Origin of the sequence: Azospirillum rugosum (assembly GCF_017876155.1) — a bacterium.
Classification (GTDB): Bacteria; Pseudomonadota; Alphaproteobacteria; order Azospirillales; family Azospirillaceae; genus Azospirillum; species Azospirillum rugosum.
Genome location: NZ_JAGINP010000020.1, coordinates 29,241 through 53,302, shown reverse-complemented (window position 1 = coordinate 53,302; position 24,062 = coordinate 29,241). Strand labels below are relative to the sequence as shown.

The following is a 24,062-nucleotide window of genomic DNA, read 5'->3' as shown; positions in this document are numbered from 1 at the left end:
AAATTCGACTTTCGTTGCAGGCTGCGACCGGGCGCCGCGGGCCGGATCCGCAGGAGGTCCGGCGCGATTTCGGAATGACCCTACGGTTTGAGATGGTACCTTGGTCCACAGCACCCCCTTCGATCCGGCGAGACACGAGGACATGACGACGGACATCCGGCTGCGCTTCCTGCACCCGTCGGGGGCCATCGGCCCCGGCAAGGTCACGCTTCTGGAGCAGATCGACCGCACCGGCTCCATCTCCGCGGCGGCCCGCGCGCTCGGCATGTCCTTCCGCCGCGCTTGGTTCCTGGTGGAGACGATGAACACCGCCTTCCGCGAACCGGTGGTGCGCACCAACGTCGGCGGGCGCGAGGGCGGCGGCACCGGCCTGACCGCCTTCGGGCAGGAGGTCGTCCGCCGCTACCGCCTGATGGAGGAGGAAGCCCGCCGCGCCGCCGCCCCGCACCTGTCCTGGCTGGACGAGGCGCTGAAGCCGGAGACGGAGGAGGAGGAGTCGTAGAGGCCCTCTGCCCCCTCCCTAACCCTCCCCCGCTTCGCGGGAGAGGGGACCTTGGGGAAGAACGGCGGCAGTCCCCTCCACCTCGAAGAGGGGGAGGGTTAGGGAGGGGGCAACGGCGGTTGCCTCCGCCTAAAGTACGACGATCCGCGACACTGGCGACCTTGCTCCGCCCCGCGTGCGCGCATAGTCTCGAAACACAAACAAATGAAAAGGGCGAACGCCCGGCCGCCTTTGCTTGCGAAGGCGGAGCGGAGACGGCCGTCCGACAAATCTCGGTTCCAGAAAACACCGCGCTTAGGGAGTGCGACGATGCAGCGCTCGCTCAACATCGACCCCGGAAAATGCACCGGGTGCCGGCAATGTGAGATGGCTTGTTCATACGAGAACGAAGGAGTCTTCAACCCGTCCAAGTCACGCATCAAGGTCTTCACCTTCGATGCGGAGGCCCGCTTCGTCCCCTACACCTGCACCCAGTGCGCTGAAGCGTGGTGCATGCAGGCCTGCCCCGTGGACGCGATCAAGGTGAACCTGGCCACCGGCGCCAAGGAGGTCCACGCCGACCTCTGCGTCGGCTGCAAGGTCTGCACGATCGCCTGCCCGTTCGGGACCATCAACTACAACGCCTCCTCCGGCAAGGTCATGAAGTGCGACCTGTGCGAAGGCGATCCCGCCTGCGCCAAGGCGTGCCCGACGCAGGCCATCACCTTCGTCGATTCGAACTGGACCGGGCTGGACAAGATGCGCGCCTGGGCCGCCAAGACCGACACCGGCGCTCGCGCGAACTGAGGGGGACCCGACGATGGGATGGGCACGTAAGATCCTGCGCGTCAACCTGACCGCCGGCACCGTGAAATCCGAGCCGCTGAACATGGACTGGGCCCAGAAGTACCTGGGTTCCCGCGGCCTCGGCACGAAATACCTCGTGGAGGAGATCGACCCGAAGGTCGATCCGCTGTCGCCCGACAACAAGCTGATCTTCGCCACCGGGCCGCTGACCGGCACCATGGCCTCGACCGGCGGGCGCTACACGGTCATCACCAAGGGCGCGCTGACCGGCGCCATCGCCTGCTCCAACTCCGGCGGCTTCTTCGGCGCGGAGCTGAAGTTCGCCGGCTGGGACATGATCATCTTCGAGGGCCGGGCGCCGTCGCCCGTCTTCCTGTTCGTGGAGGACGGCAACGCCCGCCTGCTGCCCGCCGACCACCTCTGGGGCAAGTCGGTCTGGGACACCGAGCACGAAATCAAGGCGCAGCTGCAGGACCCGCTGGTCCGCGTCTCCACCATCGGCGTGGCCGGTGAGAAGGGAGTCAAGTACGCCTGCATCGTCAACGACCTGCACCGCGCCGCCGGCCGGTCCGGCGTCGGCACGGTGATGGGGTCGAAGAACCTGAAGGCCGTCGCCGTCCGCGGGACGGAAGGCGTGAAGATCCGCGACTTCCCGGGCTTCCTGAAGGCGTCCGAGACCGCCAAGGGCGTGCTGGCCGGCAACGCGGTGACGGGCCAGGGCCTGCCGACCTACGGCACGCAGGTCCTGATGAACGTCATCAACGAGACCGGCGCGATGCCGACGCGCAACCACCGCGACATTCAGTTCGAGGGCGCGCACAAGATCTCCGCCGAAGCCATGGCGGAGAAGCGGCCGACCGACGGCAAGTCGAACCTGGTCGCCAACCAGGCCTGCTTCGGCTGCACCATCGCCTGCGGCCGCGTCAGCATGATCGACAAGACCCACTACACGGTCGTCAACCGGCCGCAGTACTGGGGCGCGTCGGGCGGGCTGGAGTATGAGGCGGCCTGGGCGCTGGGCTCCAACACCGGCGTGGACGACCTGGAGGCGCTGACCTTCGCCAACTTCATCTGCAACGAGCAGGGCATGGACCCGATCAGCTTCGGCGCCACCGTCTCGGCGGCGATGGAGCTGTACGAGACCGGCGCCCTGACCAAGGAGCAGACCGGCGGCATCGAGCTGCGCTTCGGCTCGGCCGAGGCGCTGACCCAGCTCGCCGAGCTGACCGGCAAGGGCGAGGGCTTCGGGGCGGAGATCGGCCTGGGATCCAAGCGGCTGTGCGAGAAGTACGGCCATCCGGAGTTCCACATGGGCGTCAAGGGCCAGGAATTCCCGGCCTACGACAGCCGCGGCATCCAGGGCATGGGCCTGACCTACGCCACCTCCAACCGCGGCGCCTGCCACCTGCGCAGCTACACCGTGGCGTCGGAGGTGCTGGGCATCCCGGAGAAGACCGACCCGCTGGCGACCGACGGCAAGGCCGGCCTGGTGAAGGCCTTCCAGGACGCGACGGCCGCCTTCGACAGCGCCGGCATCTGCATCTTCACCTCCTTCGCCTGGACCCTCCAGGACGTGGCCCCGCAGGTGGACGCGGCCATCGAGGGCGGCTGGAGCGTGGACCGCATGGTCGAGACGGGCGAGCGCATCTGGAACCTGGAGCGCCAGTTCAACCTCGCCGCCGGCTTCACCGCGGCCGACGACACGCTGCCCAAGCGCCTGCTGACGGAAGAGGCGAACTCCGGCCCGGCCAAGGGCCGCGTCAACGACCTCGGCAAGATGCTGCCGGAATACTACGACATCCGCGGCTGGACGCCGGACGGCGTGCCGACCAACGAGACGCTGGCCCGGCTGGCGCTCTGACCTCCGCCTAGTATCCCCTCTCCCCCCTGGGGAGAGGGTTAGGGTGAGGGGGCGCCCGGAGGGCGTCACAGCACTGCAATGAGCGTGCGTTGTCGGCCTGCGGCCGCCCCCTCACCCCGCCCCTCTCCCCAGGGGGGAGAGGGAGTGAGGCTATCCCCTGAAGGGACACATCCCATGCATTACGTCGTTCTCGGGGCGGGGCCGTCGGGCGTTGTCGCGGCGGAAACCCTGCGGAAGGCCGATCCCACCGGCACCATCACGCTCGTCAGCGGCGAGAACGAGCCGCCCTATTCCCGCATGGCCATCCCCTACGTGCTCACCGGCAAGATCGGGGAGGCGGGGACCCACCTGCGCAAGGGCGAGGACCATTACGCCGCCCGCGGCATCGACGTGCGCGTGAACGCGCGCGCCACCGCGCTGATGCCCGACCACAAGCGCATCGACTTCGCCGACGGCAGCCACATGAAGTACGACCGGCTGCTGGTCGCCACCGGCGCGCGGCCCGTCCGGCCGCCGATTCCCGGGCTGAACCTGAAGGGCGTCCACCACTGCTGGACGCTGGAGGACACCCGCAACATCATCGCGCTGGCCGAGCCCGGCACGCACGTGGTGCTGATGGGCGCCGGCTTCATCGGCTGCATCGTGCTGGAGGCGCTGGCCGCCCGCGGCGTGCAGCTGACGGTGGTGGAGATGGGCGACCGCATGGTCCCGCGCATGATGAACCCCATCGCCGGCACCATGATCCGCCGCTGGTGTGAGGCCAAGGGCATCCGCGTCCTGACCAACACGAAGATCAAGGCGTTGCAGAACGTCGCGGCGGAGAAGAGCCGCGGCATCTTCGGCTTCCTGAAGCGGCGGGAGCCGACGGAGGCGCGCGACACGCTGGACGTGGAGCTGGACAGCGGCGAGATGCTGTCGGCCCACCTCGTCGTCGTGTCGGCCGGCGTGGCGCCGAACGTGGATTTCCTGGCGAACAGCGGCGTGAAGGTCGACCGCGGCATCATGGTCGACCGCTACATGCGCACCAGCGTGAACGACGTCTTTGCGGCGGGCGACGTGGCCCAGGGCTACGACTTCTCGACCAAGGCGCACGACGTCCACGCCATCCAGCCGACCGCGTCGGAGCATGGGCGCATCGCCGCCATGAACATGGCCGGCCACAACATCCAGTACAACGGCAGCCTCCAGATGAACGTGCTGGACACGGTCGGGCTGATCTCCAGCTCCTTCGGCCTATGGGCCGGGGTGGACGGGGGCGATTCGGTGGAGATCGTGGACGACGCCAACTACAAGTACCTGAACCTGCAGTTCGCCGACGACGTGCTGGTCGGCGGCACGGCCATCGGCGTGACCCAGCATGTCGGGGTGATGCGCGGGCTGATCCAAACGGGGACCAAGCTCGGCCCCTGGAAGGAGCGGCTGAAGGCCGACCCGCACCGGCTGATGGAAGCCTACATCGCCCGCACCCATCTGACATGATCATCAGGGGGAGGGGAGATGGGATGGAAATCGTCGTCAAGCTCTACGCCACGCTGGCCCAGCACCTGCCGCCGGGGGCGAAGCAGAACCAGACGCGGCTCGACCTGCCGGACGACGCCACCCCGGCGCACGTCATCGGGCGGCTGAACATGGCGCGGGAGAAATGCCACCTCGTGCTGGTCAACGGCGTCTACGTGGCGCCGAGCCAGCTCGACCGGCACCCACTGAAGCCCGGCGACGCCGTCGCCATGTGGCCCCCGGTCGCCGGGGGTTGAGCGACGACGGATGATCGTCAAGGACATGGCGCTGACCAGGGACGACCTGCTGCGCCTGCTGCCCGGCGCGGTGGACGGCCTGCCCTGGCGGGCCGACGCCGACCGCATCCAGATCGGCGAGAGCGAGGGTGACGGCGTCGACCTGCTAGTCGAACCGCTGCCGCCGCGCCGCTTCGGCCCGGTGGAGATCCCGCGGCTGCGCGTCGGTTTCGCCTTCCGCGGCTGGGACGAGGCGGAGCGGTGCGCCTTCCTCGCCCGCTTCGACCGGGCCTTCCAGCGCGGGGGCGGCTGACCGGGCGGGGGCCGGAGCCGGGAACCCCACCGCCGCGCTTCTGTTGCCGGAGTCCATCCCGCAACCGGAAGGCCAGAGCCATGGCGGACAATCCGCAGCCGCAGGAAACGACCGAAACCCCGACCCCGGTCCACCGCACCGACATCGAACCCGTCTGCGACGAGGACATGGGCGGCGGCGGGTCCAACCCCGACACGCGCTTCCGCGGCATGCCCGGCGGCTGGCCCGGCGGCCCGCTGGATGAGGACTGCGCTCCAACCGCCCGCGGCGAGCCGGCCCACGGCGAACCGGATGGCGCGGAGACGCCGGACCAGCCTACCCCCGACGGGAAAAGGCCGTAGCCTTTCCGGGGCCGTCTCGAATTGGTCGTAGCCGTACTCCGCCCGTGCCGTTAAATAAGGGCTCTCGTCAGGCACCAACCACGGGCTCGCGACCGGCATGCTGAAGCGCCTCTACGACTGGACCATGGCCAAGGCGGCCTCGAAGAACGCCACCACCTGGCTGGCGGGCGTCTCCTTCGCGGAAAGCTCGTTCTTTCCGATCCCGCCGGACCTGCTGATGGTGCCGATGGTGCTCGCCAACCGCCAGGCGGCGTGGCGCATCGCGACGATCTGCACCCTGGCCTCGGTGGTCGGCGGCATCGCCGGCTACATGATCGGCTATTTCCTGTACGAGGCGATCGGCCGCGCCGTCATCGACTTCTACCACCTGAACGACCAGTTCGAGGTGCTGCGCCAGAAGTTCGTCGATTACGGCGCGGAGATCCTGATCATCAAGGGCATGACGCCCATCCCCTACAAGCTGCTGACCATCACGGCGGGAGTCGCGCATCTGAACATGTGGGTGTTCATCGGCGCGTCGATCATCTCGCGCTCCATGCGCTTCTTCCTGGTGGCAGCATTGCTCTACTGGTTCGGGGAGCCGGTCCGGAACTTCATCGAAAAGCGCCTGACCCTGGTCACCAGCGCCTTCGCCGTCGCCCTGGTCGGCGGCTTCCTGGTCATCAAGCTCATCTGACCCCGGACGTTGCGTAGGTTGGGTGGAGCGCAAGCGAAACCCAACACAGCCTGCAATGCATGGATGTTGGGTTGCGCCTTCGGCTCCACCCAACCTACCGATCCAACCGCGACAGCCTTCTCCCCGCCCTGTTGACGCTGGCAAGCGAAGCGACAACGGGAGAGGGACGATGCGGACGTTGCAAGGGGCCGCGGTGGTGATCACCGGCGCGTCGAGCGGGATTGGGCGCGCCACGGCGCAGGCCTTCGCGCGGCAGGGGGCGCGGCTGGTGCTGGCGGCCCGGCGCGAGGGGCTGCTGGACGAGGTGGCCGAGGAATGCCGCGGGCTCGGCGCCGAGGTGGCGGTGGAACCGACCGACGTCACCGACGCGGACGCGGTCAAACGGCTGGCCGACCGGGCGGTGCAGGCCTTCGGCACCATCGACGTGTGGGTCAGCAACGCCGGCGTCGGTGCGCTCGGCCGCTTCGAGGAAACGCCCATCGAGGCCCACCATCGCGTCATCGAGACGAACCTGTTCGGCCCGCTGCACGGCGCCTATGCCGTCCTGCCGGTCTTCCGCCGCCAGGGCCGGGGCGTCCTGATCAACACGGTGTCGGTCGGGGCCTGGGCGCCCGCTCCCTACGCCGCCGCCTACGCGGCCAGCAAGTTCGGGCTGGAGGGACTGCTGGAAAGCCTGCGGGCGGAGCTGGTGGACGAGCCGGGCATCCATGTCTGCGGCGTCTACCCGTCCTTCACCGACACGCCGGGCATGACGCACGGCGCCAACTACACGGGGCACGAGCTTCAGCCGGAAAGCTCCTTCCACGACGATCCGGAGGATGTGGCGGAAACCATCGTGGCCCTGGCGCTGAAACCGCGCGCGCAGGCCATGGTCGGCGCGCTGACTCCGCTGACCCGGCTGGGCCACGCGGTGGCGCCGCGCCTGATGGAGAAGATCGCCGGACACGGCGCGCACCGCCATTTCGGCCGCACGCCCCCGGCCCCGACGACCGACGGCAACCTGTTCGAGCCCATGGAGCAGGGCCGCGGCGTCACCGGCGGCTACAAGACGGCGCCTCCCGGCTGGGTGTCGCCCCTGGTCGTCGCCAGCGTCGCGGCCGCAGCCGCGGCGGCCTACGCCGGCTACGCGCGGCGGCAGCACGGGCATCCGGACCGCCGTCATTAGAGTCTTGGTTTTGCGGGACGGGTTGGCCAGAATGCCGGCCCGTCCACCCAAAACCGCAGAGTTCATCATGCCGAAGCCGGCGACGCCGCGCGGCCGTGCGCCCGCCCCTTCCCGCGCCCGCCGGGCTCCACCCCCGCAACGCGACTCCATGCCGCGGGAGGAGGCTCCGAAGAAGCTGTTCCGCGTCGCCGGCCTGTCCGCCGTCTCGGCCCTGTTCGCGCACGACGCGGGGCGGGTCGAGCGGCTGTTCTTCGACGAGCGGCTGGCGCCCGCGGTCGGCGGCTTCTGCAAGGCGCTGGCGGCGGCGCGCAAGCCCTACCGCATGGTCGATGCCGAGGAGTTGGCGAAGGTCGCCGGCACGGTGCTGCACGGCGGGGTGGTCGCGCTGATCGCGCCGCGCTCGGTCCCCGCCTTTGACGCGGAGGAGGCGCGGCGCTGGGCGGCGGACGGGCAGCCGCTGCTGATCCTCGACGGGGTCGGCAACCCGCACAACCTCGGCGCCATCCTGCGCACCGCGGCCTTCTTCGGGCTGCCGCGCGTGGTCGTGTCCGACCATCCGGGCCAGGCGCTGCCGTCGGAGGCCGCCTACCGCGTCGCCGAGGGCGGGTTCGAGTGGGTGGACCTGTACCGCGCGGCCAACCTGCCGGCCGCGCTGAAGCGCCTGCGCGGCGCCTACCGCACCGTCGGGACGGCGCTCGGCCAGGGGCGCGCGGTGACCGACGTTGCCACGCTCGCCCGGTCCAACACGCCGGTCGCCGTCGTGATGGGCAACGAGGAGGACGGCATGCCGCCGGCCACGCAGGCCGCCTGCGAGGAGATCCTGACCATCCCCGGCACCGGCCACGTCCAATCGCTGAACGTGGCGGCGACCGCGGCCATCCTCATCCACGCGCTGGCGAAACCGGTGAAGGCTTAGCGGCGGGAAAAGAGGATTCACCACAGAGACACAGAGGCACTGAGGGCATGATCTCGCCCGGATCTCCGTGTCTCTGTGTCTCTGTGGTGAAATCCCGCCATCCCGACCCGCGCCTCAGCCACCCACGACGGCGATCATCACCAGCGCGACCACGACGATGATCACGATGGGCAGCATGTCCACGCCGCCGCGGTTCCAGGTCGGCGCCTTGCGCGAGCCGTGGGCGCCGCCGCCGTGGGCGTGGCCCAGACCCTCGTCCTCCCAGCCGTGCACCGACGGCTTGACGCCGGGGACGGAGACGGCCGGCGCCGCCGGGCTCGCCAGGTCCACCACGCCTTCCCCCCTGGCCGCGTCGTAGCTCCGGGCGCCGCGCGGCCGCTTCAGCCGCTCGTCGTCGAGGTCCACGTCGATCCCCGCGGTTTCCAGCCGCTCCACCACCACGGCGACCTCCTCCGGGGTCATGGTTTCGACCGGGATCTCGCGGCCGAGCTGCTCGACGCTCAGCCGGTTGCCGTGGCGACGGCCTTCCTCGGTCAGGCGTTGTAAGGTCTCATTGTCGATCGCCATGTCACATCCCTCCCGCTCGTCAACCTTGAACTAAACGCGGAAAGTGCGGGAAAGCTCCCGTCACTCGGCGCGGAAGGCGCTTTCCACCTCCCGCCGCATCTCCTCCTCCTGGCCGAGGTAGCGCGGGGAGAAGTGGAAGGGCACCACCCGCCGCGCACCGGCCGCCGCACCCAGCCGGCCGGCCTGCTCCGTGGTCAGGTGGCGGCGCGCGGCGGCGGTTTCGGCGTCGGCGGCGCGGAATGGGGACTCGATGAACAGCAGATCCACGTCCCGCGCCAGATCGGTGATGCGCGCGGCGTTGTCCGGCGTGAAGGCGGCGTCCACCACATAGGCGATGGCCTGCCCGGCGGTGACCGACAGCGCCTCCGCCTTCAGCCGGCCGAGCGGCAGGACCACCGTTCCGCCGTCCCGGCCGGGGGCGGCGATGGGCGCGTCGTCGTTGTCCGCCCGGAAGACGGCCCGCTTCAGGTCGCGCAGCCACGGCCCGACGGCGAGGCCGAGCCGGTCCAGCCCGTCGCGGAAGACGTTGACGTGCGCCGGCTCCTCGATCCGGAAGGCGAGGCTGGGGATGCCGTGGTCCAGCGTGACCGTGCGCACGGCCAGCGCGTCCTCCGCCACCAGCAGCCCGCCGTCGAGGCGGACGATCCGCTCCGCTTCGCGGGCGAAGCTGCGGCGGCTGTGGAACTCCGCGGTCAGCGCCGTGCCGTCCTCCTCCACCGCGGTCGCCTTCACCACGAAGTCCGCCGCGTAGCCCGGCGCGAGGTTCCATGTGTAGGCGGCGAACTTGCCCGCCACGCGGTCGACGAAGCCGGGCGGGCCGAACAGGTGCAGCGCCTTCTCCCGCCCCAGGCAGACGCGCAGCAGCCGGTCGAAGCCGGCGAAATGGTCCATGTGGGTGTGCGAAACGAAGCCGTGCGTCGTCCGCAGCAGCAGGCGCGGCGGCACCGGCGACAGGTCGCCGAGGTCGAGCAGCAGACAGCGCCGCTCGAACCGGACCTCCACCAGGACGCCGGGATCGCCGAAGGGCGGGTTGACGAGCTGGGGGTGCAGCAACGGGTTCAGCGGGTCGCCTCCTGGCACGGTGTCGTTGCAACCGGCTGCGCGGCGCGCCGGTTCCGGTGGCCTCGCGGAAGCGTGACCGGCCCGCTCCCTTGCCGTTCGCCGGTTGGGACCCGACATACGCCTTCCATCCTACGCCAAGGGAGACGCCCAGATGCTCGGAATGTTCCTGCGCAAGTCCGTCGAGGTGCCGAGCGCGGAAGAGGCCTTGCCCGGCCGCGACACGCCGATGCCGGTCACGACCCGCCATCACGTCAACGGCAACCCGCTCACCCCGCCCTTCCCGGAGACCATGGAGGTCGCCGACTTCGGCCTCGGCTGCTTCTGGGGCGCGGAGCGGAAGTTCTGGCAGACGCCCGGCGTGTGGACGACCATCGTCGGCTACCAGGGCGGCCACACGCCCAACCCGACCTATGAAGAGGTCTGCTCCGGCCGCACCGGCCACACGGAGGTGGTGCGCGTCGTCTACGACCCCGCCAAGGTCCGCTACGAGGATCTGCTGCGCGTCTTCTGGGAGGCGCACGACCCGACCCAGGGCATGCGCCAGGGCAACGATGTCGGCACCCAGTACCGCTCCGCCATCTACACCCACAGCGAGGCGCAACGCCAAGCCGCCGAGGCGAGCCGCGAAGCCTACCAGGCGCGGCTGAAGCAGGCCGGCTTCGGCCCCGTGACCACCGAACTGCGCGAGGCCCCGCCCTTCTACTACGCCGAGGATTATCACCAGCAGTACCTGTCCAAGAACCCCGGCGGCTACTGCGGCCTGGGCGGCACCGGGGTGACCTGCGCGGCATAACCCGTGAGATCGGACGGCGCGGTGTCGCCGGCGGTGGACGCCGACTGCGACATCCGCGCGACAGGGGCGGGGCGGCGTGATTGGGCGCAGCCCTCGCGGTTGCGCCCGCCCTCTCCTTCCGGGTATGGTTCCGGCGGTCCATGAAAGCTCCAGGGGGCAGCCCCGCGGGGCGCCGCCCGAGAATTCCGCGCCCAATCGATGATCAAGGAAAGAACCGAGCTGGCGACGCCGCACCTGAGCGGCCTGCTTGACTTTTGGCTCACCAAACGTGTCGGCGACAAACCGCCGATCTCCAGCACGATTGCCCCGGCCGACCTGCGGCCGTGGAAAGACAATATTGTGATCTTCGAAGTCATCGGCGAAGACGACTTCGTGTACTCCTACTACGGCAAGGCTTTGGCCGCGGCGTTCGGGCATTCGCGCCTGGGCGCCACGCTGGACGAACTGCCGGAGGAGCAGCGCGCCATCCTGCGCCCCGAATACGCGTCGGTGCTGCGGGAGCGGATGCCGGTCGCCCGCGTCTACACCGCCGATTTCGGCGGCACGACGCGCAGCTGGGAACGGCTCGCCCTGCCGATGTCCAGCGACGGCGACTTGATCGACAAGATACTGGTCGCCGCCTACGAGCTGACTCCCGATGATCGGATTGGCGACGATCGGATTGGCGACCATCCGATCGCCGATGATCGGATTGTCGAGGAGCCGATCGTTGAGGAGCCGGCGGGCGAAGACGACGCGCCCGGCGATGACACGCCCGAAAACGACACGGCCGGTGAGGCCGTCGCCGCGGATGGCGACGACGCCGAACCGGAGCTTGTCGTGACGGACGAGGATGTCGAGCCCGACACCGCCGAAATGGACGATGCCGGCTGGCCTGCCGCCGCGGAGGACGATGCCGCGCCGGTCGATACCGACCTGGACGGCGCCGAAAACGGCGACCAGGACGGCACGGACGACGGCCATGACGCGTCCGACGACGAAGACCCCGCCCGACCGAATTCCACCGACCTGAAACCGGGAGCCCCGGCATGACGCCGCGCACGCCCCACCTGACCGCGCCCGCCACCCAGTCCGGAGTCGTCACCGCCGACGAATTCAACCTGTGGTGCGCGCTGAACGGCCGCCCCTTCAACCTCATTCCCAACGCGCGGGCCGACGGCCGCGTGGCCTGGGACGTGGAGGTGCTGCCCGGCACGCCGCGCGCCGGCACGGTCTATTCGACGAACCTCGCCGACGAGTCGCTGGCGGTCGTCGCCGGCTTCGCCTTCCTGTCGGGGGTGGAGTGGGCCTACGAGGCGCGCGACCCCATGGACGACCCCGCCCCGGTCGTGGCCGCAGCCCCGCTGCCGGACCACGCGGCGGAGCTGGACGCCGAGGCGGACCTGGACGCGGAGGCGGACGCCGACGCCGGGGCCGACGCCGGGGATGAACCCGCCATGGACGATGTGGCGCTGGACGACTCGGCGTTGGACGACTCGGCGCTGGACGGCGCCGGTGAGGCGGACGACGCGCCGGACCTCCATCCGGAGGAAGACGCCGGGCATCCCTACAGCCTGCCCGCCGCCACCCTTCTGCAAAGCCCGCCGCCGCGCCCGCCGCAGCAGCATGACGAGACCGTGCTGGCCCGCAACGCGCGCATGCTGGAAACGGTGCTGAAGAACTTCCGCGTCCGCGGCGAGATCATGGACGTGCGCCCCGGCCCCGTCGTGACGCTCTACGAGTTCGAACCGGCGCCGGGCACCAAGTCGGCCACGGTCATCAACCTGACCGACGACATCGCCCGCTCCATGAGCGTGGTCACCGCCCGCATCGCCATCGTGCCCGGCCGCAGCGTCATCGGCGTAGAGCTGCCGAACCCGGTGCGCGAGATGGTCTATCTGCGCGAGATGTTCGACCATCCGGCCTTCGCCGAGTCGCAGGCCCAGCTGGCCATCGCGCTGGGCAAGGACATCAGCGGGGAGCCGGTGGTCGCCGACCTCGCCCGCATGCCGCACCTGCTGGTCGCCGGCACCACCGGCTCGGGCAAGTCGGTGGCGATCAACACCATGATCCTGTCGCTGCTCTACCGGCTGCCGCCGGAGCGCTGCCGCTTCATCATGGTGGACCCGAAGATGCTGGAGCTGTCGGTCTACGACGGCATCCCGCACCTGCTGACCCCCGTGGTGACCGACCCGAAGAAGGCCGTGGTCGCCCTGCGCTGGGCCGTGCGCGAGATGGAGAGCCGCTACGAGGCGATGTCCAAGCTCGGCGTGCGCAACATCGAGGGCTACAACGCCCGCATCGCCGAGATGATCGCCAACGGCGAGCCGATGCCCCGCCGCACCGCCCCCGGCGAGGCCGAGAACGTCTTCGACCTGACCCCGCAGGAGCCCGCACCCCTGCCCTACATCGTGGTCATCGTGGACGAGATGGCCGACCTGATGCTGGTGGCCGGCAAAGAGATCGAGGCGGCCATCCAGCGGCTGGCCCAGATGGCCCGCGCCGCCGGCATCCACCTGATCATGGCGACGCAGCGTCCCTCCGTGGACGTCATCACCGGCACCATCAAGGCCAACTTCCCAACCCGCATCAGCTTCCAGGTGACGTCGAAGATCGACAGCCGCACCATCCTGGGCGAGGCCGGGGCGGAGCAGCTGCTGGGTCAGGGCGACATGCTCTACATGGCCGGCGGCGGCCGCATCACCCGCGTGCACGGCCCCTTCGTCTCCGATTCGGAGGTCGAGGAGATCGTGCAGTTCATCAAGTCGCAGGGCGCCCCCAACTACGTGACCGCCATCACGGAGGAGGAGGAGGAAGCCATCGCGGAGGACGACGACGAGGGCGGCGGCGGGAACAGCGGCGACGACCTCTACATGCAGGCCGTCAACATGGTGGTCCGCGAGGGCAAGGTCTCCGTCAGCTTCATCCAGCGCCAGCTCCAGATCGGCTACAACCGCGCCGCCCGGCTGGTCGAGCGCATGGAGACGGAACGGGTGGTCGGCCCCGCCAACCACCAGGGCAAGCGCGAGGTGCTGCTCTCCGCCGCCGGCCTGTCGGCCAAGCGCGCGGGGGTGTGATCCGGTGATGAAGGCGCATTTCGAGCAGTCGTAGGTTGGGTGGAGCGCCAGCGCAACCCAACACAGGTCGCACGGCGACGCTGTTGGGTTGCGCCTGCGGCTCCACCCAACCTACGGCGCTACGGCTCTACCGTCTCAGATCCGTGAGGGCGACAGGCGGAATTCCACCACGGCGTCGGCGACGGCCAGCTGGTTGATCAGCTGCATGGGGTCGGGCGACCCGTTGGCCTGGAGCGTGATCTGGTATTCGAAACGGCCGCCATCGGTTTGCAGGTGGAAGGCCCAATCGGTGATGTCGTAGCCGTGCTCCCGCGCCTTGGCGCGGATCGCCTCGGCCGACGGCGCCTTTTCGCGCAGGAAGACGATGGTCATCTGCATCACCGTCTGGTGCGGAAGCGCCGATTCCAGCCGGCGGAATCCGCTCATCACCAGGATGGTCAGCACCGCGGCCCCCACGGCCGCCCCGTAGAAGCCAAGCCCGATCGTCACCCCGACCGCCGCCGCCGTCCAGATGGAGGCCGCCGTGGACAGGCCGCGGATCGAGAAGCCCTCCCGCATGATGACCCCGGCGCCCAGGAAGCCGATGCCCGTCACGATGCCCTGGATGACGCGCGTCGGATCGCCGGCGGCCGCCACCCCGGCGCTGGGGCCGGTGCCGCCGTACCACAGCGCCGGATATCCCACGACGACGGTCAGCGCCGCGGAGGCGAGGCAGACCAGCCCATAGGTCCGCATGCCCGCCGCCCGCCCGTGGTAGGAGCGCTCGTACCCCATCAGAATGCCGAGGCCGAGCGCGCCGATCAGGTGCAGGATGATGATGCCGTTGGCGACCAGCTCGGCCTGGGACCAGTAGGCGGACAGAGTTTCCATGGCCTCCTCCCCGGACGGAGCGCGCGTCGGGACCAGTATGGCCCGAAACTGGTTATCAGTCCTTTGGCAACCCGGCGCTACCCCAGCACCTCAAGCGTCCAGCGGGCGAACAGGGCGACCAGAAGGCCTTCCGCCGCGCCCAGCATGACGCGCAGCAGCCAGGACACCAGGTCGGTGAAGCGGTCGCGCCGGGGGAAGACCTCCCGCAGCATGTTGGCGACGCCCCGGCGCAGGCCGAGGCTGACGATGCCGCCGCCCAGCGCCACCGCGGCGGTGCCCGCCACGAAATACAGCGCCCCCTTCCAGCCGGCGAAGGCCTGGGGGTTGCCGAGGTAGAAGGCCGTGCCGACGAGGATCCAGACGGCGGACGGCCAGACGCCGACGATGTCGGCCTGGGCGGAGGCCGGCCTTGGGTTGCGGGGCTGCGGGCCAGGGTTTGATGGCGGCCGCCAGGGCATCCCGCCTCCCGTCAGGCCCCCGGCACGTGCCGGTAGGCCAGCACGCAGGCCGGGCGGCCGTCGTCCCCGGCCAGCGGCAGCAGGAGTTCCACGAAGCGCACCCCCGGCAGCATCGGGTCGTCGCGCACCAGCAGGCTGCGCGGCTGCCCGCTCTCCAGGCAGGCGCGCAGGTCGGCGTTGAAGCGCTCCGCCGCGTCGGCCGGGTGGCAGGCGCTGACCCGCAGCGGCACCGGGCGCCGGCCCATCTTGCGCTGCACCGCCCGACCGCAGGCGCGGTAGAGGAAATCGGCGCCGCCGTCCACCGGCTCCATCAGGCACAGGCGCGGCACGCATTCGCGCAGCTGCGCCGTGTCCATCTCGCGGGCGAGCGGCATCGTCCGCTGCTGCCGGACGCGGCGCCAGTAGACATAGAGCACGCGCGCGGCCTGCGGGGTCTGGTCGATGTCCAGCACGTCCGACCGGCAGACCACCGGTTCCGGCTCGGGCGCCGGAGCCGCCGGCACGACGGGCGCCGGAACCGGCTTGGTCAGGACGGCGGCGGCAGCGGAGGCGGAGGCGGAGGCGGGCGCGGCTGGGGGCGCGGCGGCCAAACCGGAGGGGGGCGGCTGCATCGGGGTGGCGAAGACGGGCTGCCGTTCCGGCCGGCCGCCGTGCTTCTTCAGCATGGGCAGCGGCGCCCAGGTCCCGCAGGTGTGGTAGGAGCGGGTGACCTTCCGGTAGTCCTGGCTGGAGGCCGTGCGGCACTCCCCTTCCGCGCTGTAGCGGTCGACATGGACCAGCGTGTGGTCGTCCGACAGGGCGCGTTCACCCCCCCACGAGACGCAGGCGGCGCAGGCGCGGCTGTCCTTGGCGAAGGCGTGGGTCATCGTGGGACGCGGGCTCCGGAGGCAACGGGATGACTGATTGTATCAAAGGCGCGGGGTTCTCCCGCGGGGTCGGCCCGCGGGATCGATTTGGGGACACCCGGATTGATGACGCCGTTTCCGCCCGCGTTCAAGCGCCGCCTCGCCCCCACGGCGCGATGTTTCAGACATGTGGCTTACGCATCATCCCGCCCCTTCCCCCCGCGCGCCTTAGTCCCTATAAAGGGGCCTCGCAACGACATGAAGACCCGTACCCTCTCACTCCCGCGCTCCATCCAGGGGCCAAAGGCGCGAGGGGGCTTTTGCTGCACGAACGTCGAGAAGCGGACCCATGCCCAAGCGCACTGATATCAAATCCATCTGCATCATCGGCGCGGGGCCGATCGTCATCGGCCAGGCTTGCGAGTTCGATTACTCCGGCGTGCAGGCGTGCAAGGCGCTGCGCGAGGAGGGGTACCGGGTGATCCTGGTCAACTCCAACCCGGCCACCATCATGACCGACCCGGGCCTGGCCGACGCCACCTACATCGAGCCGATCACCCCGGCCGTGGTGGCGAAGATCCTGGAGAAGGAGCGGCCCGACGCCCTGCTGCCGACCATGGGCGGCCAGACCGCGCTGAACACCGCCATGGCGCTGTCCGACGACGGCACGCTGGAGCGGCTGGGCGTGGAGATGATCGGCGCCAAGCGCGACGTCATCGCCAAGGCCGAGGACCGCATCCTGTTCCGCGACGCCATGGACAAGCTGGGGCTGGAATCCCCGCGCTCGCGCATGGTCCGCACGCTGAACGAGGCGATGGACGCGCTGGACTTCGTCGGCCTGCCCGCCATCATCCGCCCCAGCTTCACGCTGGCCGGCACCGGCGGCGGCATCGCCTACAACCGTGCGGAGTTCGAGGACATCGTGCGCGGCGGCCTGCGCGCCAGCCCGGTCGGCGAGGTGCTGATCGAGGAGTCGGTGCTGGGCTGGAAGGAGTATGAGATGGAGGTCGTCCGCGACAAGGCGGACAACTGCATCATCATCTGCGCCATCGAGAACATCGACCCGATGGGCGTCCACACCGGCGATTCGATCACCGTCGCGCCGGCGCTGACGCTGACGGACAAGGAATACCAGATCATGCGCAACGCCTCGATCGCCGTGCTGCGCGAGATCGGGGTGGAGACCGGCGGGTCCAACGTGCAGTTCGCGGTGAACCCGGCGAACGGCCGCCTGATCGTCATCGAGATGAACCCGCGCGTGTCGCGCTCCTCGGCGCTGGCCTCCAAGGCCACCGGCTTCCCGATCGCCAAGATCGCCGCGAAGCTGGCCGTCGGCTACACGCTGGACGAGCTGACCAACGACATCACCGGCACCACGCCGGCCAGCTTCGAGCCGACGATCGACTACGTCGTCACGAAGATGCCGCGCTTCACCTTCGAGAAGTTCGCCGGCACGGAGCCGCTGCTGACCACCTCCATGAAGTCGGTGGGCGAGGCCATGTCCATCGGCCGCACCTTCCAGGAGTCGGTGCAGAAGGCGCTCCGCTCCATGGAGACCGGCCTGACCGGCTTCAACGAGCTGAAGATCGGCGGGGTCGACAACCCCGACGCCTCCGCCATCCGCGGCGCGCTGGCCAAGCCGACGCCGGACCGCCTGCTGGTCATCGCCCAGGCCTTCCGCCACGGCTTCACCGTCGCCGAGGTGCAGCAGGTCTCCAAGTACGACCCGTGGTTCCTGGAGCAGATCAAGGCCATCGTCGACCGTGAGGCGGCCGTGGCCGCGAACGGCCTGCCGGCGGACAAGGACGGCTGGCTGACGCTGAAGCAGATGGGCTTCTCCGACGCCCGTCTGGCCGAGCTGACCGGCAAGAGCGAGGCCGAGGTCGCGGAGGCCCGCCGCGCCGCCAAGGTCACCCCGGTCTTCAAGCGCATCGACACCTGCGCCGCCGAGTTCGCCTCGCGCACGCCCTACATGTACTCGACCTACGAGACGGACGGCACGGGCGAGGCGGAGTGCGAATCGGATCCGACCGAGAAGCGCAAGGTCGTCATCCTCGGCGGCGGCCCGAACCGCATCGGCCAGGGCATCGAGTTCGACTATTGCTGCGTCCACGCCGTCTACGCCCTGCGCGAGGCCGGCATCGAGACCATCATGGTCAACTGCAACCCGGAGACGGTCTCCACCGACTACGACACCGCCGACCGCCTGTATTTCGAGCCGCTGACCGCCGAGGACGTGATCGAGCTGGTCCGCGTCGAGCAGCGCAAGGGTAAGGTGCTGGGTTGCATCGTGCAGTTCGGCGGCCAGACCCCGCTGAAGCTGGCCGACGCGCTGGAGAAGGCCGGCATCCCGATCCTGGGCACCTCGCCCGACGCCATCGACCTGGCGGAGGACCGCGAGCGCTTCCAGAAGCTGCTGCACCACCTCCAGCTGAAGCAGCCGGCCAACGGCCTCGCCCGCTCGCTGGAAGAGGCGGAGAAGGTCGCGGAGACGATCGGCTTCCCGGTCGTCATCCGCCCGTCCTACGTGCTGGGCGGCCGCGCCATGGAGATCGTCCACGACATGGCCGGGCTCCAGCGCTACATGGGCACCGCCGTGAAGGTGTCGGGCAAGAACCCGGTGCTGATCGACAGCTACCTCCAGGACGCCATCGAGGTGGACGTGGACGTGGTGGCCGACGCCGCCGGCCAGGTCTACATCGCCGGCATCATGGAGCACATCGAGGAGGCCGGCATCCATTCCGGCGACTCGGCCTGCGCCCTGCCGCCCTACTCGCTGCCCGCCGAGACCATCGCCGAGATCGGCCGCCAGGGCGAGGCGCTGGCCCGCGCGCTGAACGTCGTCGGCCTGATGAACGTGCAGTTCGCGGTGAAGGACGGCACGGTCTACATCCTGGAGGTGAACCCGCGCGCCAGCCGCACGGTGCCCTTCGTCGCCAAGGCCACCGGCACCCCGATCGCCAAGATCGCTGCCCGCGTCATGGCCGGCGAAAAGCTGGCCGATTTCAAGCTGAACGGCCCGACCCCGCCGCACACCGCCGTGAAGGAAGCCGTCTTCCCCTTTGCGCGCTTCCCCGGCGTGGACATCGTGCTGGGCCCGGAGATGAAGTCGACGGGCGAGGTCATGGGCCTGGACCACAACTTCGCGCTGGCCTTCGCCAAGTCGCAGCTGGGCGCCGGCGTCACCCTGCCGGTCCAGGGCACGGTCTTCATCTCGGTGAAGGAGCGGGACAAGCCGTCGGCGGTGCAGATCGGGCAGAAGCTGCACGGCATGGGCTTCCGCCTGCTGGCGACCACGGGCACCGCGGCCGCCCTGCGCGACGCCGGCGTGCCGGCCGAAACCATCAACAAGGTGGTCGAGGGCCAGCCGCACATCGTGGACGCGATGATCAACGGCGAAGTGCACCTGGTCATCAACACCACGGAGGGCGCGCAGGCGCTGTCCGACAGCTTCAGCCTGCGCCGCACCGCGCTCACCTACAACCTGCCCTATTACACCACCATGGCGGGCGCCCGTGCGGCTGTGGAAGCAATTGCCGCACTCCGGAACGGCAGTCTTGAAGTTGCGCCGTTGCAGTCGTACCTTAGCGGTTCCTATTAGGGACGGTGTACGGCGCGGCGGACCTCCTCCCCGCGCCGTACGTTTTCCCAGGGTCCGCGTCGGCATGGTGATGGATTGAACGATGGAAAAGGTTCCAATGACCGCGGCGGGATACAACCGCCTGCAAGAAGAACTGAAGCACCTCAAGGCCGTGGAGCGTCCGAACGTCATCAAGGCGATCGCCGAGGCTCGTGAACACGGGGATCTGTCGGAAAACGCCGAATACACCGCCGCGCGCGAACGGCAGAGCTTCATCGAGGGCCGCGTCGCGGAGCTGGAGGACAAGATCAGCCGCGCCGAGGTGATCGACCCCACCAAGCTGGTTGGGAGCACGGTGAAGTTCGGCGCCACCGTGACGCTTGCCGACGAAGACACCGACGAAGAGATCACCTACCAGATCGTCGGCCAGGACGAGAGCGACATCAAGAACGGCCTGCTGTCGATCCAGGCGCCGCTGGCGCGCGCGCTGATCAACAAGTCGGTCGGCGACAGCGTGGAGGTCTCCACCCCCGGCGGCTCCAAGGTCTACGAGATCATCACCCTCGACTACAAGTAAGGGCAACCGTCCGTGAGGGCGCACCCGGGCGATGACCCGGGTCCGTGACGCCGCCCCACAGCCCGCCGCCTGCCGAAGAAATGGCCGCCCCGCGCGTCTCGCGCCGGGCGGCTTTTTTCTGTCCGTCGCCATTCTCCGCGCCTGACGATTCGCCGCACGCCTTGGGCGAAGAATCAGAATGAATATTCTCCATTGCCGCATCACCATTGCGCCATGGAGACCCGTTTCCGACTGTTTGTGATCGTTTTTTCTCTTGCGCTCCTTGGCGGCGCCCCGTCGCGCGCTGCCCAGGTGACGGTGGAGCGCGCCTCCGACGGGCGGCATGACCTGGTCATCCGGGGGGCGATCACCTCGTCCGACCAGTGCCACGCCGCAAGGGTCCTGGTGGAGCGGACGGACATCCGTCGGATCGTCGTCAATTCGCCGGGCGGCGACGCCTGGGCCGGAACGCGGCTGGCCCGCGTGATCGCGTGGTCCGGGCTGCCGGTGGCCGTGCCGCGCGGGGCGAAGGCCTATTCGGCCGCCGCCGTCGCGGTGATGGGCGGCGCCGTGCGGAACCTGGACGGCGACGTCGGATTCCACGCCCCCTTCCTGGTCGACCGCAAGATCGCCTCCGGTCCGGCTCCGCTCAGTCCAACCGCGCTGCCGCGTTACTCGGCGAACGCGCGCCCGCTGCTCGCCGAGGTGACGGCGCAGACCCGCGCCGTGCTGCGGGAGGGTGGAATGCCCGCCGCGATGATCGAGCGGGTCATGGCCGCCGGGCCGACAGACCTGTGGAAACCCGGCAACGCCACGCTCCGGCAATGGGCGTCCACCAGCAAGCCGGACCGGCCGGCGCTGGAGCGCCTGGCCCGCACCTGCGCGTCCGTCGTCGACTCGCTTCGGTGACGGCTGCCGATCTCAGCCGCGCAGCCGTTCCTGAAGGAAGGCGCTGACCCGCGCGATGGCGTCCTGGCGCGCGGTCTCGTTGGTGCCGACCGTCGCCTCCCCCGCCGGGGCGGTGGGCAGGTTGGTCCGCTTGTGCAGCGGCGAGGACGGCAGGTCGAAGCCGTGGTGGGCGTCCGGGTAGACGACGACCTCCGTCCGCTCCTTCACGGGGTCGCGCTTGGCCAGCTCCAGGCAGGGCTCCGGCGGGGTCCACTCGTCCTTGCCGCCCAGCAGCATGAGGAGCGGCCCTTCCGGCTGCCAGTTGGCGTCCTTCAGCGGCGTGCGGCAGCCCGGATACAGGGCGATGGCGGCGCGGTAGCCGGCCCCCTTCCCGCCCGGCCCGTAGGCGGCCAGCACGGTGCCGGCCCCCTGCGACCAGCCCATGACGGCGATCCGGTCGTCGTCCACGTCCTTGCGGTTCTTCAGGTAGGCCAGCGCCGCCCAGGCGTCGCGCTTGCGCTCCACCGTCGCGCGGACGGCGCGCTCCGTGTGGGTGCAGACCTGGTCGATGCCGCGCGGGCCGAAGCTGTCGACCATCAGCACCGCGTAGCCCTGGTCGCGCAGGGTCAGCGCCCAGTCCAAGTGCCGGGCGGACACCCGGCCGTTCTTGTTGTACAGGCCGGCGCAGCCGTGCAGCAGGACCACCGTCGGGTACGGGCCGGCGCCGGTCGGGCGCAGGAAGCGGCCGGTCAGCGCGGTGGGCACCGCCCCCGTCAGGTCGCCGTCCTGGGAGGGAAAGCGCACGATCTCTTCCGCGTGCAGGCCGGCGGTCGCGGCCCGCGCGCCTTGCGGGGCGCCCAGCGTCAGCGCGGCGAGCAGCCCCGCGCTGAACAGGGCGGCGCCGGTCAGGCCCTTGCCAGTCAGACCAGTGCCAGTCAGGCCGGTACGGCAGAAGGGAAAGGGCATCGACGTCTCCCGGTTCCGGACAGCGATGCCGCCGAGTTTAGCACCATCGCGTGTGGAAAACAGGCCGCCCCTCTGTGCTGGGCGACCACATGCCATGCGCGGCGCATCATCGGACGCCGCGGCGGCGGTGACAAAAATAGAGCGGAAGTCGCCGCCCGGCCAACATGGGATGGCGCATGGGAGGCGACAAAAAAGGGACGGCCGCATCGCAGGCCGTCCCTTCCGCATCCACTGGAGCCAGGGCGCCGCCGTTACCGGCGCGCCATCCGAGCCGTGGTCTCGTCGTCGTCCTCGTCCTCGTCATCCTCCAGCGACTCGGGGATGTCGGGGGAGTCGACGTCGATCGGAACGCCGGGCGTGTGCTTGGACGTGCGGATCGACAGGGCCGACTTCACGTGCGCCACATTGGGCGCCGCCGTCAGCTTCGTCGTCAGGAAACGCTGGTAGTCGTCCCAGTCTTCCGCCACGATCTTCAGCAGGAAGTCGTACTCGCCGGCGAGCATGTTGCATTCGCGCACCATGGGCCAGGAGTTGACGAGTTCCTCGAACTTCTTTAGGTCCGCTTCAGCCTGGCTCGACAACCCAACCTGGGCGAACACGGTGACACCGAACCCGAGCGCGTCGGGATTGATGTCGGCGTGGTAGCCGCGGATGAAGCCCGCCTCCTCCAGGGCGCGGACGCGCCGCAGGCAGGGTGGGGCGGAAATGCCGGCACGCCGCGCGAGCTCTACGTTCGTCATCCGGCCGTCATTTTGCAGGTCACGCAAAATGCGCCGGTCAATTCGGTCGAGTTTGACCCGCCGCATGGTTTACTCGGTAGCTCCGGGGGTGATTTGAAGAAAGGATATTACACGGTGTAGGCACCCACGCCAAGCAAGAAACCCGAAGCGGCGTAAGCGGAAAATTCACCATTCCGCGCGCCTCTGACCGGTGCGCGACGACCAGCCGCACCCCGAAACAATCCGTGAGACCATGCATTCTACGATTCCCGGGCCGTCGACCTCCGCTTCCGAAGCGCCTGCCCCGCGCGCCGCGGCGCCCCGCCTGTCCGAGTCCCTGACCTGCTGGGTCGTCACCGACGGCAAGCCCGGCATGGAGAACCAGTGCCTCGGCCTTGCGGAGGCCCTGGGCCTCACGCCGGTGGTCAAGCGCGTCCAGCTGCGCAGCCCCTGGCGCCAGCTCAGCCCCTATCTGCGGGTGGGCAACCGCTTCGCCGCCGGCCCCAACGGCGACCCGATCGAGCCGCCCTGGCCGGACCTGCTGATCGGCACCGGGCGGCGGGCCATCGCCCCCTCGCTGGCGGTCCGCAAGGCGTCCGCCGGCCGCACCTTCACCGTGCAGATCCAGGACCCGATGATCAGCCCGCGCCATTTCGACATGGTGGTGGTGCCGCGCCACGACCGGCTGCGCGGCCCGAACGTCATGGTCACCCGCGGCGCCCTGCACCGGGTCACGCCGCGGATCCTCGCCGACGCGGCGGAGCGCCACGCCCCCCGCCTCGCCCACCTGCCGCACCCGCGCGTGGCCGTGCTGATCGGCGGCAACAACGGCGTCTACGCCCTGACCCCGACCATCATGGGCGACGTCGCGGAAAAGCTGGCGGATCTCGCCCGGCAGCACGGCGCCGGCCTGATGGTGACCCCGTCGCGCCGCACCGGCGCCGACAACGAGGCCATCCTGCGCGCCCGCCTGCGCGACCTGCCGGCGGAGGTGTGGGACGGCACCGGCGAGAACCCCTACTTCGCCTATCTGGGGCTGGCGGACGTGGTGGTGGTGACCTGCGACAGCGTCTCCATGACGTCGGAGGCCTGCTCCACCGGCAAGCCGGTCTACGTGATCGAGCTGGACGGCGGCTCGCCCAAGTTCCGCGCCTTCCACGACGGCCTCTACCAGGACGCCATAACCCGTCCCTTCACCGGGGAGCTGGACCGCTGGACCTACACGCCGATGGACGAGACCCGCATCGTGGCCGAGGAACTCCGGCAGCAGCTGGCGGCGCACCGCGCCAGGATGGGGCGTTGATGGCGATGCCGGGCGGGTGTCCAAGGGGGCCGCGACACGTCACCGCAGGGCGGTGGTATCACCAGATTCCGCCCGCCCGGCGCGCCGCGTCGCCGTTCCTTTCGCC

At 69.8% G+C, this 24,062-nt stretch carries 24 protein-coding genes; 17 read left to right on the top strand and 7 right to left on the bottom strand.

Translation table 11 applies throughout. The features are described from left to right. The first annotated feature begins 142 nt into the window (after positions 1-142). The 10 genes from J2851_RS24475 to J2851_RS24430 all read left to right on the top strand — a co-directional run bounded on the left by J2851_RS24475 (position 143) and on the right by J2851_RS24430 (position 8,293). Positions 143-502 (top strand): winged helix-turn-helix domain-containing protein, encoded by a 360-nt coding sequence (locus tag J2851_RS24475; protein WP_209769552.1) that lies wholly within the window; start codon positions 143-145, stop codon positions 500-502. Between the two features lie 309 nt (positions 503-811). After that, the gene (locus tag J2851_RS24470; RefSeq protein WP_209769550.1) at positions 812-1,288 is read left to right on the top strand and encodes a 4Fe-4S dicluster domain-containing protein; all 477 of its coding nucleotides are present in this window, start codon (positions 812-814) and stop codon (positions 1,286-1,288) included. A 13-nt stretch (positions 1,289-1,301) separates the two neighbouring features. Further along, entirely contained in the window at positions 1,302-3,149 is a 1,848-nt protein-coding gene (locus J2851_RS24465; RefSeq protein WP_209769548.1) for an aldehyde ferredoxin oxidoreductase family protein, read from the top strand. Positions 3,150-3,323: 174 nt separating this feature from the next. Continuing rightward, positions 3,324-4,628 (top strand): NAD(P)/FAD-dependent oxidoreductase, encoded by a 1,305-nt coding sequence (locus tag J2851_RS24460; protein ID WP_209769546.1) that lies wholly within the window; start codon positions 3,324-3,326, stop codon positions 4,626-4,628. Between the two features lie 23 nt (positions 4,629-4,651). After that, positions 4,652-4,903, top strand: coding sequence for a MoaD/ThiS family protein (locus tag J2851_RS24455; protein WP_209769544.1), 252 nt, complete (start codon positions 4,652-4,654; stop codon positions 4,901-4,903). Between the two features lie 10 nt (positions 4,904-4,913). Next, positions 4,914-5,195: a hypothetical protein gene (locus J2851_RS24450; RefSeq protein WP_209769540.1), complete on the top strand. Its 282-nt coding sequence runs from the start codon at positions 4,914-4,916 to the stop codon at positions 5,193-5,195. Between the two features lie 80 nt (positions 5,196-5,275). Then, the gene (locus J2851_RS24445; protein WP_209769539.1) at positions 5,276-5,536 is read left to right on the top strand and encodes a hypothetical protein; all 261 of its coding nucleotides are present in this window, start codon (positions 5,276-5,278) and stop codon (positions 5,534-5,536) included. Between the two features lie 97 nt (positions 5,537-5,633). Further along, complete coding sequence (locus tag J2851_RS24440; RefSeq protein WP_209769537.1) at positions 5,634-6,212, top strand: YqaA family protein; 579 nt, start codon at positions 5,634-5,636, stop codon at positions 6,210-6,212. A 169-nt stretch (positions 6,213-6,381) separates the two neighbouring features. Next, positions 6,382-7,377: an SDR family oxidoreductase gene (locus J2851_RS24435; protein WP_209769535.1), complete on the top strand. Its 996-nt coding sequence runs from the start codon at positions 6,382-6,384 to the stop codon at positions 7,375-7,377. A gap of 67 nt (positions 7,378-7,444) precedes the next feature. Continuing rightward, positions 7,445-8,293, top strand: coding sequence for a TrmH family RNA methyltransferase (locus J2851_RS24430; RefSeq protein ID WP_209769534.1), 849 nt, complete (start codon positions 7,445-7,447; stop codon positions 8,291-8,293). 114 nt (positions 8,294-8,407) lie between these two features. Here J2851_RS24430 and J2851_RS24425 read toward each other — a convergent pair whose 3' ends face one another. Both J2851_RS24425 and J2851_RS24420 read right to left on the bottom strand, forming a co-directional pair. Then, complete coding sequence (locus tag J2851_RS24425; RefSeq protein ID WP_209769532.1) at positions 8,408-8,860, bottom strand: hypothetical protein; 453 nt, start codon at positions 8,858-8,860, stop codon at positions 8,408-8,410. A gap of 60 nt (positions 8,861-8,920) precedes the next feature. Then, the gene (locus tag J2851_RS24420) at positions 8,921-9,940 is read right to left on the bottom strand and encodes a ribonuclease Z (protein ID WP_209769529.1); all 1,020 of its coding nucleotides are present in this window, start codon (positions 9,938-9,940) and stop codon (positions 8,921-8,923) included. Between the two features lie 133 nt (positions 9,941-10,073). Here J2851_RS24420 and msrA point away from each other — a divergent pair, with 133 nt between their 5' ends. From msrA to J2851_RS24405, 3 genes are all read left to right on the top strand, one after another. Then, positions 10,074-10,715, top strand: coding sequence for a peptide-methionine (S)-S-oxide reductase MsrA (msrA, locus tag J2851_RS24415; protein WP_209769528.1), 642 nt, complete (start codon positions 10,074-10,076; stop codon positions 10,713-10,715). A 198-nt stretch (positions 10,716-10,913) separates the two neighbouring features. Continuing rightward, positions 10,914-11,747: a PAS domain-containing protein gene (locus tag J2851_RS24410; RefSeq protein ID WP_209769526.1), complete on the top strand. Its 834-nt coding sequence runs from the start codon at positions 10,914-10,916 to the stop codon at positions 11,745-11,747. Then, positions 11,744-13,771 (top strand): DNA translocase FtsK, encoded by a 2,028-nt coding sequence (locus J2851_RS24405; RefSeq protein ID WP_209769524.1) that lies wholly within the window; start codon positions 11,744-11,746, stop codon positions 13,769-13,771. The genes J2851_RS24410 and J2851_RS24405 overlap by 4 nt, the downstream gene beginning before the upstream one ends. Positions 13,772-13,906: 135 nt before the next feature. Here the strand turns inward: J2851_RS24405 and J2851_RS24400 are convergent, their stop codons facing one another. The 3 genes from J2851_RS24400 to J2851_RS24390 form a co-directional block, all read right to left on the bottom strand. Next, positions 13,907-14,641, bottom strand: coding sequence for an MgtC/SapB family protein (locus J2851_RS24400; RefSeq protein WP_209769523.1), 735 nt, complete (start codon positions 14,639-14,641; stop codon positions 13,907-13,909). 77 nt (positions 14,642-14,718) lie between these two features. After that, positions 14,719-15,099, bottom strand: coding sequence for a hypothetical protein (locus J2851_RS24395; RefSeq protein ID WP_209769522.1), 381 nt, complete (start codon positions 15,097-15,099; stop codon positions 14,719-14,721). Positions 15,100-15,110: 11 nt separating this feature from the next. Beyond that, positions 15,111-15,965 (bottom strand): PAS domain-containing protein, encoded by an 855-nt coding sequence (locus J2851_RS24390; RefSeq protein ID WP_209769521.1) that lies wholly within the window; start codon positions 15,963-15,965, stop codon positions 15,111-15,113. A 328-nt stretch (positions 15,966-16,293) separates the two neighbouring features. On the opposite strand from J2851_RS24390, the gene carB reads away from it, so the two are divergent. The 3 genes from carB (at position 16,294) to J2851_RS24375 (ending at position 20,989) form a co-directional block, all read left to right on the top strand. Continuing rightward, complete coding sequence (carB, locus tag J2851_RS24385) at positions 16,294-19,545, top strand: carbamoyl-phosphate synthase large subunit (RefSeq protein WP_209769520.1); 3,252 nt, start codon at positions 16,294-16,296, stop codon at positions 19,543-19,545. Positions 19,546-19,627: 82 nt separating this feature from the next. Beyond that, positions 19,628-20,101 carry a transcription elongation factor GreA gene (gene greA / locus J2851_RS24380; RefSeq protein ID WP_209769519.1) on the top strand — a complete coding sequence of 158 codons (474 nt, stop codon included), beginning with the start codon at positions 19,628-19,630 and terminating at the stop codon, positions 20,099-20,101. Positions 20,102-20,338: 237 nt separating this feature from the next. Next, positions 20,339-20,989 (top strand): hypothetical protein, encoded by a 651-nt coding sequence (locus J2851_RS24375; protein ID WP_209769518.1) that lies wholly within the window; start codon positions 20,339-20,341, stop codon positions 20,987-20,989. 12 nt (positions 20,990-21,001) lie between these two features. Here the strand turns inward: J2851_RS24375 and J2851_RS24370 are convergent, their stop codons facing one another. Further along, complete coding sequence (locus J2851_RS24370) at positions 21,002-21,934, bottom strand: dienelactone hydrolase family protein (RefSeq protein ID WP_209769517.1); 933 nt, start codon at positions 21,932-21,934, stop codon at positions 21,002-21,004. 251 nt (positions 21,935-22,185) lie between these two features. Beyond that, entirely contained in the window at positions 22,186-22,740 is a 555-nt protein-coding gene (locus tag J2851_RS24365) for an Lrp/AsnC family transcriptional regulator (protein WP_209769515.1), read from the bottom strand. 286 nt (positions 22,741-23,026) lie between these two features. On the opposite strand from J2851_RS24365, the gene J2851_RS24360 reads away from it, so the two are divergent. After that, positions 23,027-23,956 (top strand): mitochondrial fission ELM1 family protein, encoded by a 930-nt coding sequence (locus J2851_RS24360; protein WP_370881318.1) that lies wholly within the window; start codon positions 23,027-23,029, stop codon positions 23,954-23,956. The last annotated feature ends 106 nt before the right edge of the window (positions 23,957-24,062 follow it).

Bases quoted from the DNA above. Each gene is read 5' to 3' on its own strand.
- J2851_RS24475 (WP_209769552.1), top strand. From the start codon at position 143: ATGACGACGGACATCCGGCTGCGCTTCCTGCACCCGTCGGGGGCCATC.
- J2851_RS24470 (WP_209769550.1), top strand. From the start codon at position 812: ATGCAGCGCTCGCTCAACATCGACCCCGGAAAATGCACCGGGTGCCGG.
- J2851_RS24465 (WP_209769548.1), top strand. From the start codon at position 1,302: ATGGGATGGGCACGTAAGATCCTGCGCGTCAACCTGACCGCCGGCACC.
- J2851_RS24460 (WP_209769546.1), top strand. From the start codon at position 3,324: ATGCATTACGTCGTTCTCGGGGCGGGGCCGTCGGGCGTTGTCGCGGCG.
- J2851_RS24455 (WP_209769544.1), top strand. From the start codon at position 4,652: ATGGAAATCGTCGTCAAGCTCTACGCCACGCTGGCCCAGCACCTGCCG.
- J2851_RS24450 (WP_209769540.1), top strand. From the start codon at position 4,914: ATGATCGTCAAGGACATGGCGCTGACCAGGGACGACCTGCTGCGCCTG.
- J2851_RS24445 (WP_209769539.1), top strand. From the start codon at position 5,276: ATGGCGGACAATCCGCAGCCGCAGGAAACGACCGAAACCCCGACCCCG.
- J2851_RS24440 (WP_209769537.1), top strand. From the start codon at position 5,634: ATGCTGAAGCGCCTCTACGACTGGACCATGGCCAAGGCGGCCTCGAAG.
- J2851_RS24435 (WP_209769535.1), top strand. From the start codon at position 6,382: ATGCGGACGTTGCAAGGGGCCGCGGTGGTGATCACCGGCGCGTCGAGC.
- J2851_RS24430 (WP_209769534.1), top strand. From the start codon at position 7,445: ATGCCGAAGCCGGCGACGCCGCGCGGCCGTGCGCCCGCCCCTTCCCGC.
- J2851_RS24425 (WP_209769532.1), bottom strand. From the start codon at position 8,860: ATGGCGATCGACAATGAGACCTTACAACGCCTGACCGAGGAAGGCCGT.
- msrA (WP_209769528.1), top strand. From the start codon at position 10,074: ATGCTCGGAATGTTCCTGCGCAAGTCCGTCGAGGTGCCGAGCGCGGAA.
- J2851_RS24410 (WP_209769526.1), top strand. From the start codon at position 10,914: ATGATCAAGGAAAGAACCGAGCTGGCGACGCCGCACCTGAGCGGCCTG.
- J2851_RS24405 (WP_209769524.1), top strand. From the start codon at position 11,744: ATGACGCCGCGCACGCCCCACCTGACCGCGCCCGCCACCCAGTCCGGA.
- J2851_RS24400 (WP_209769523.1), bottom strand. From the start codon at position 14,641: ATGGAAACTCTGTCCGCCTACTGGTCCCAGGCCGAGCTGGTCGCCAAC.
- J2851_RS24395 (WP_209769522.1), bottom strand. From the start codon at position 15,099: ATGCCCTGGCGGCCGCCATCAAACCCTGGCCCGCAGCCCCGCAACCCA.
- J2851_RS24390 (WP_209769521.1), bottom strand. From the start codon at position 15,965: ATGACCCACGCCTTCGCCAAGGACAGCCGCGCCTGCGCCGCCTGCGTC.
- carB (WP_209769520.1), top strand. From the start codon at position 16,294: ATGCCCAAGCGCACTGATATCAAATCCATCTGCATCATCGGCGCGGGG.
- greA (WP_209769519.1), top strand. From the start codon at position 19,628: ATGGAAAAGGTTCCAATGACCGCGGCGGGATACAACCGCCTGCAAGAA.
- J2851_RS24370 (WP_209769517.1), bottom strand. From the start codon at position 21,934: ATGCCCTTTCCCTTCTGCCGTACCGGCCTGACTGGCACTGGTCTGACT.
- J2851_RS24365 (WP_209769515.1), bottom strand. From the start codon at position 22,740: ATGCGGCGGGTCAAACTCGACCGAATTGACCGGCGCATTTTGCGTGAC.
- J2851_RS24360 (WP_370881318.1), top strand. From the start codon at position 23,027: ATGGAGAACCAGTGCCTCGGCCTTGCGGAGGCCCTGGGCCTCACGCCG.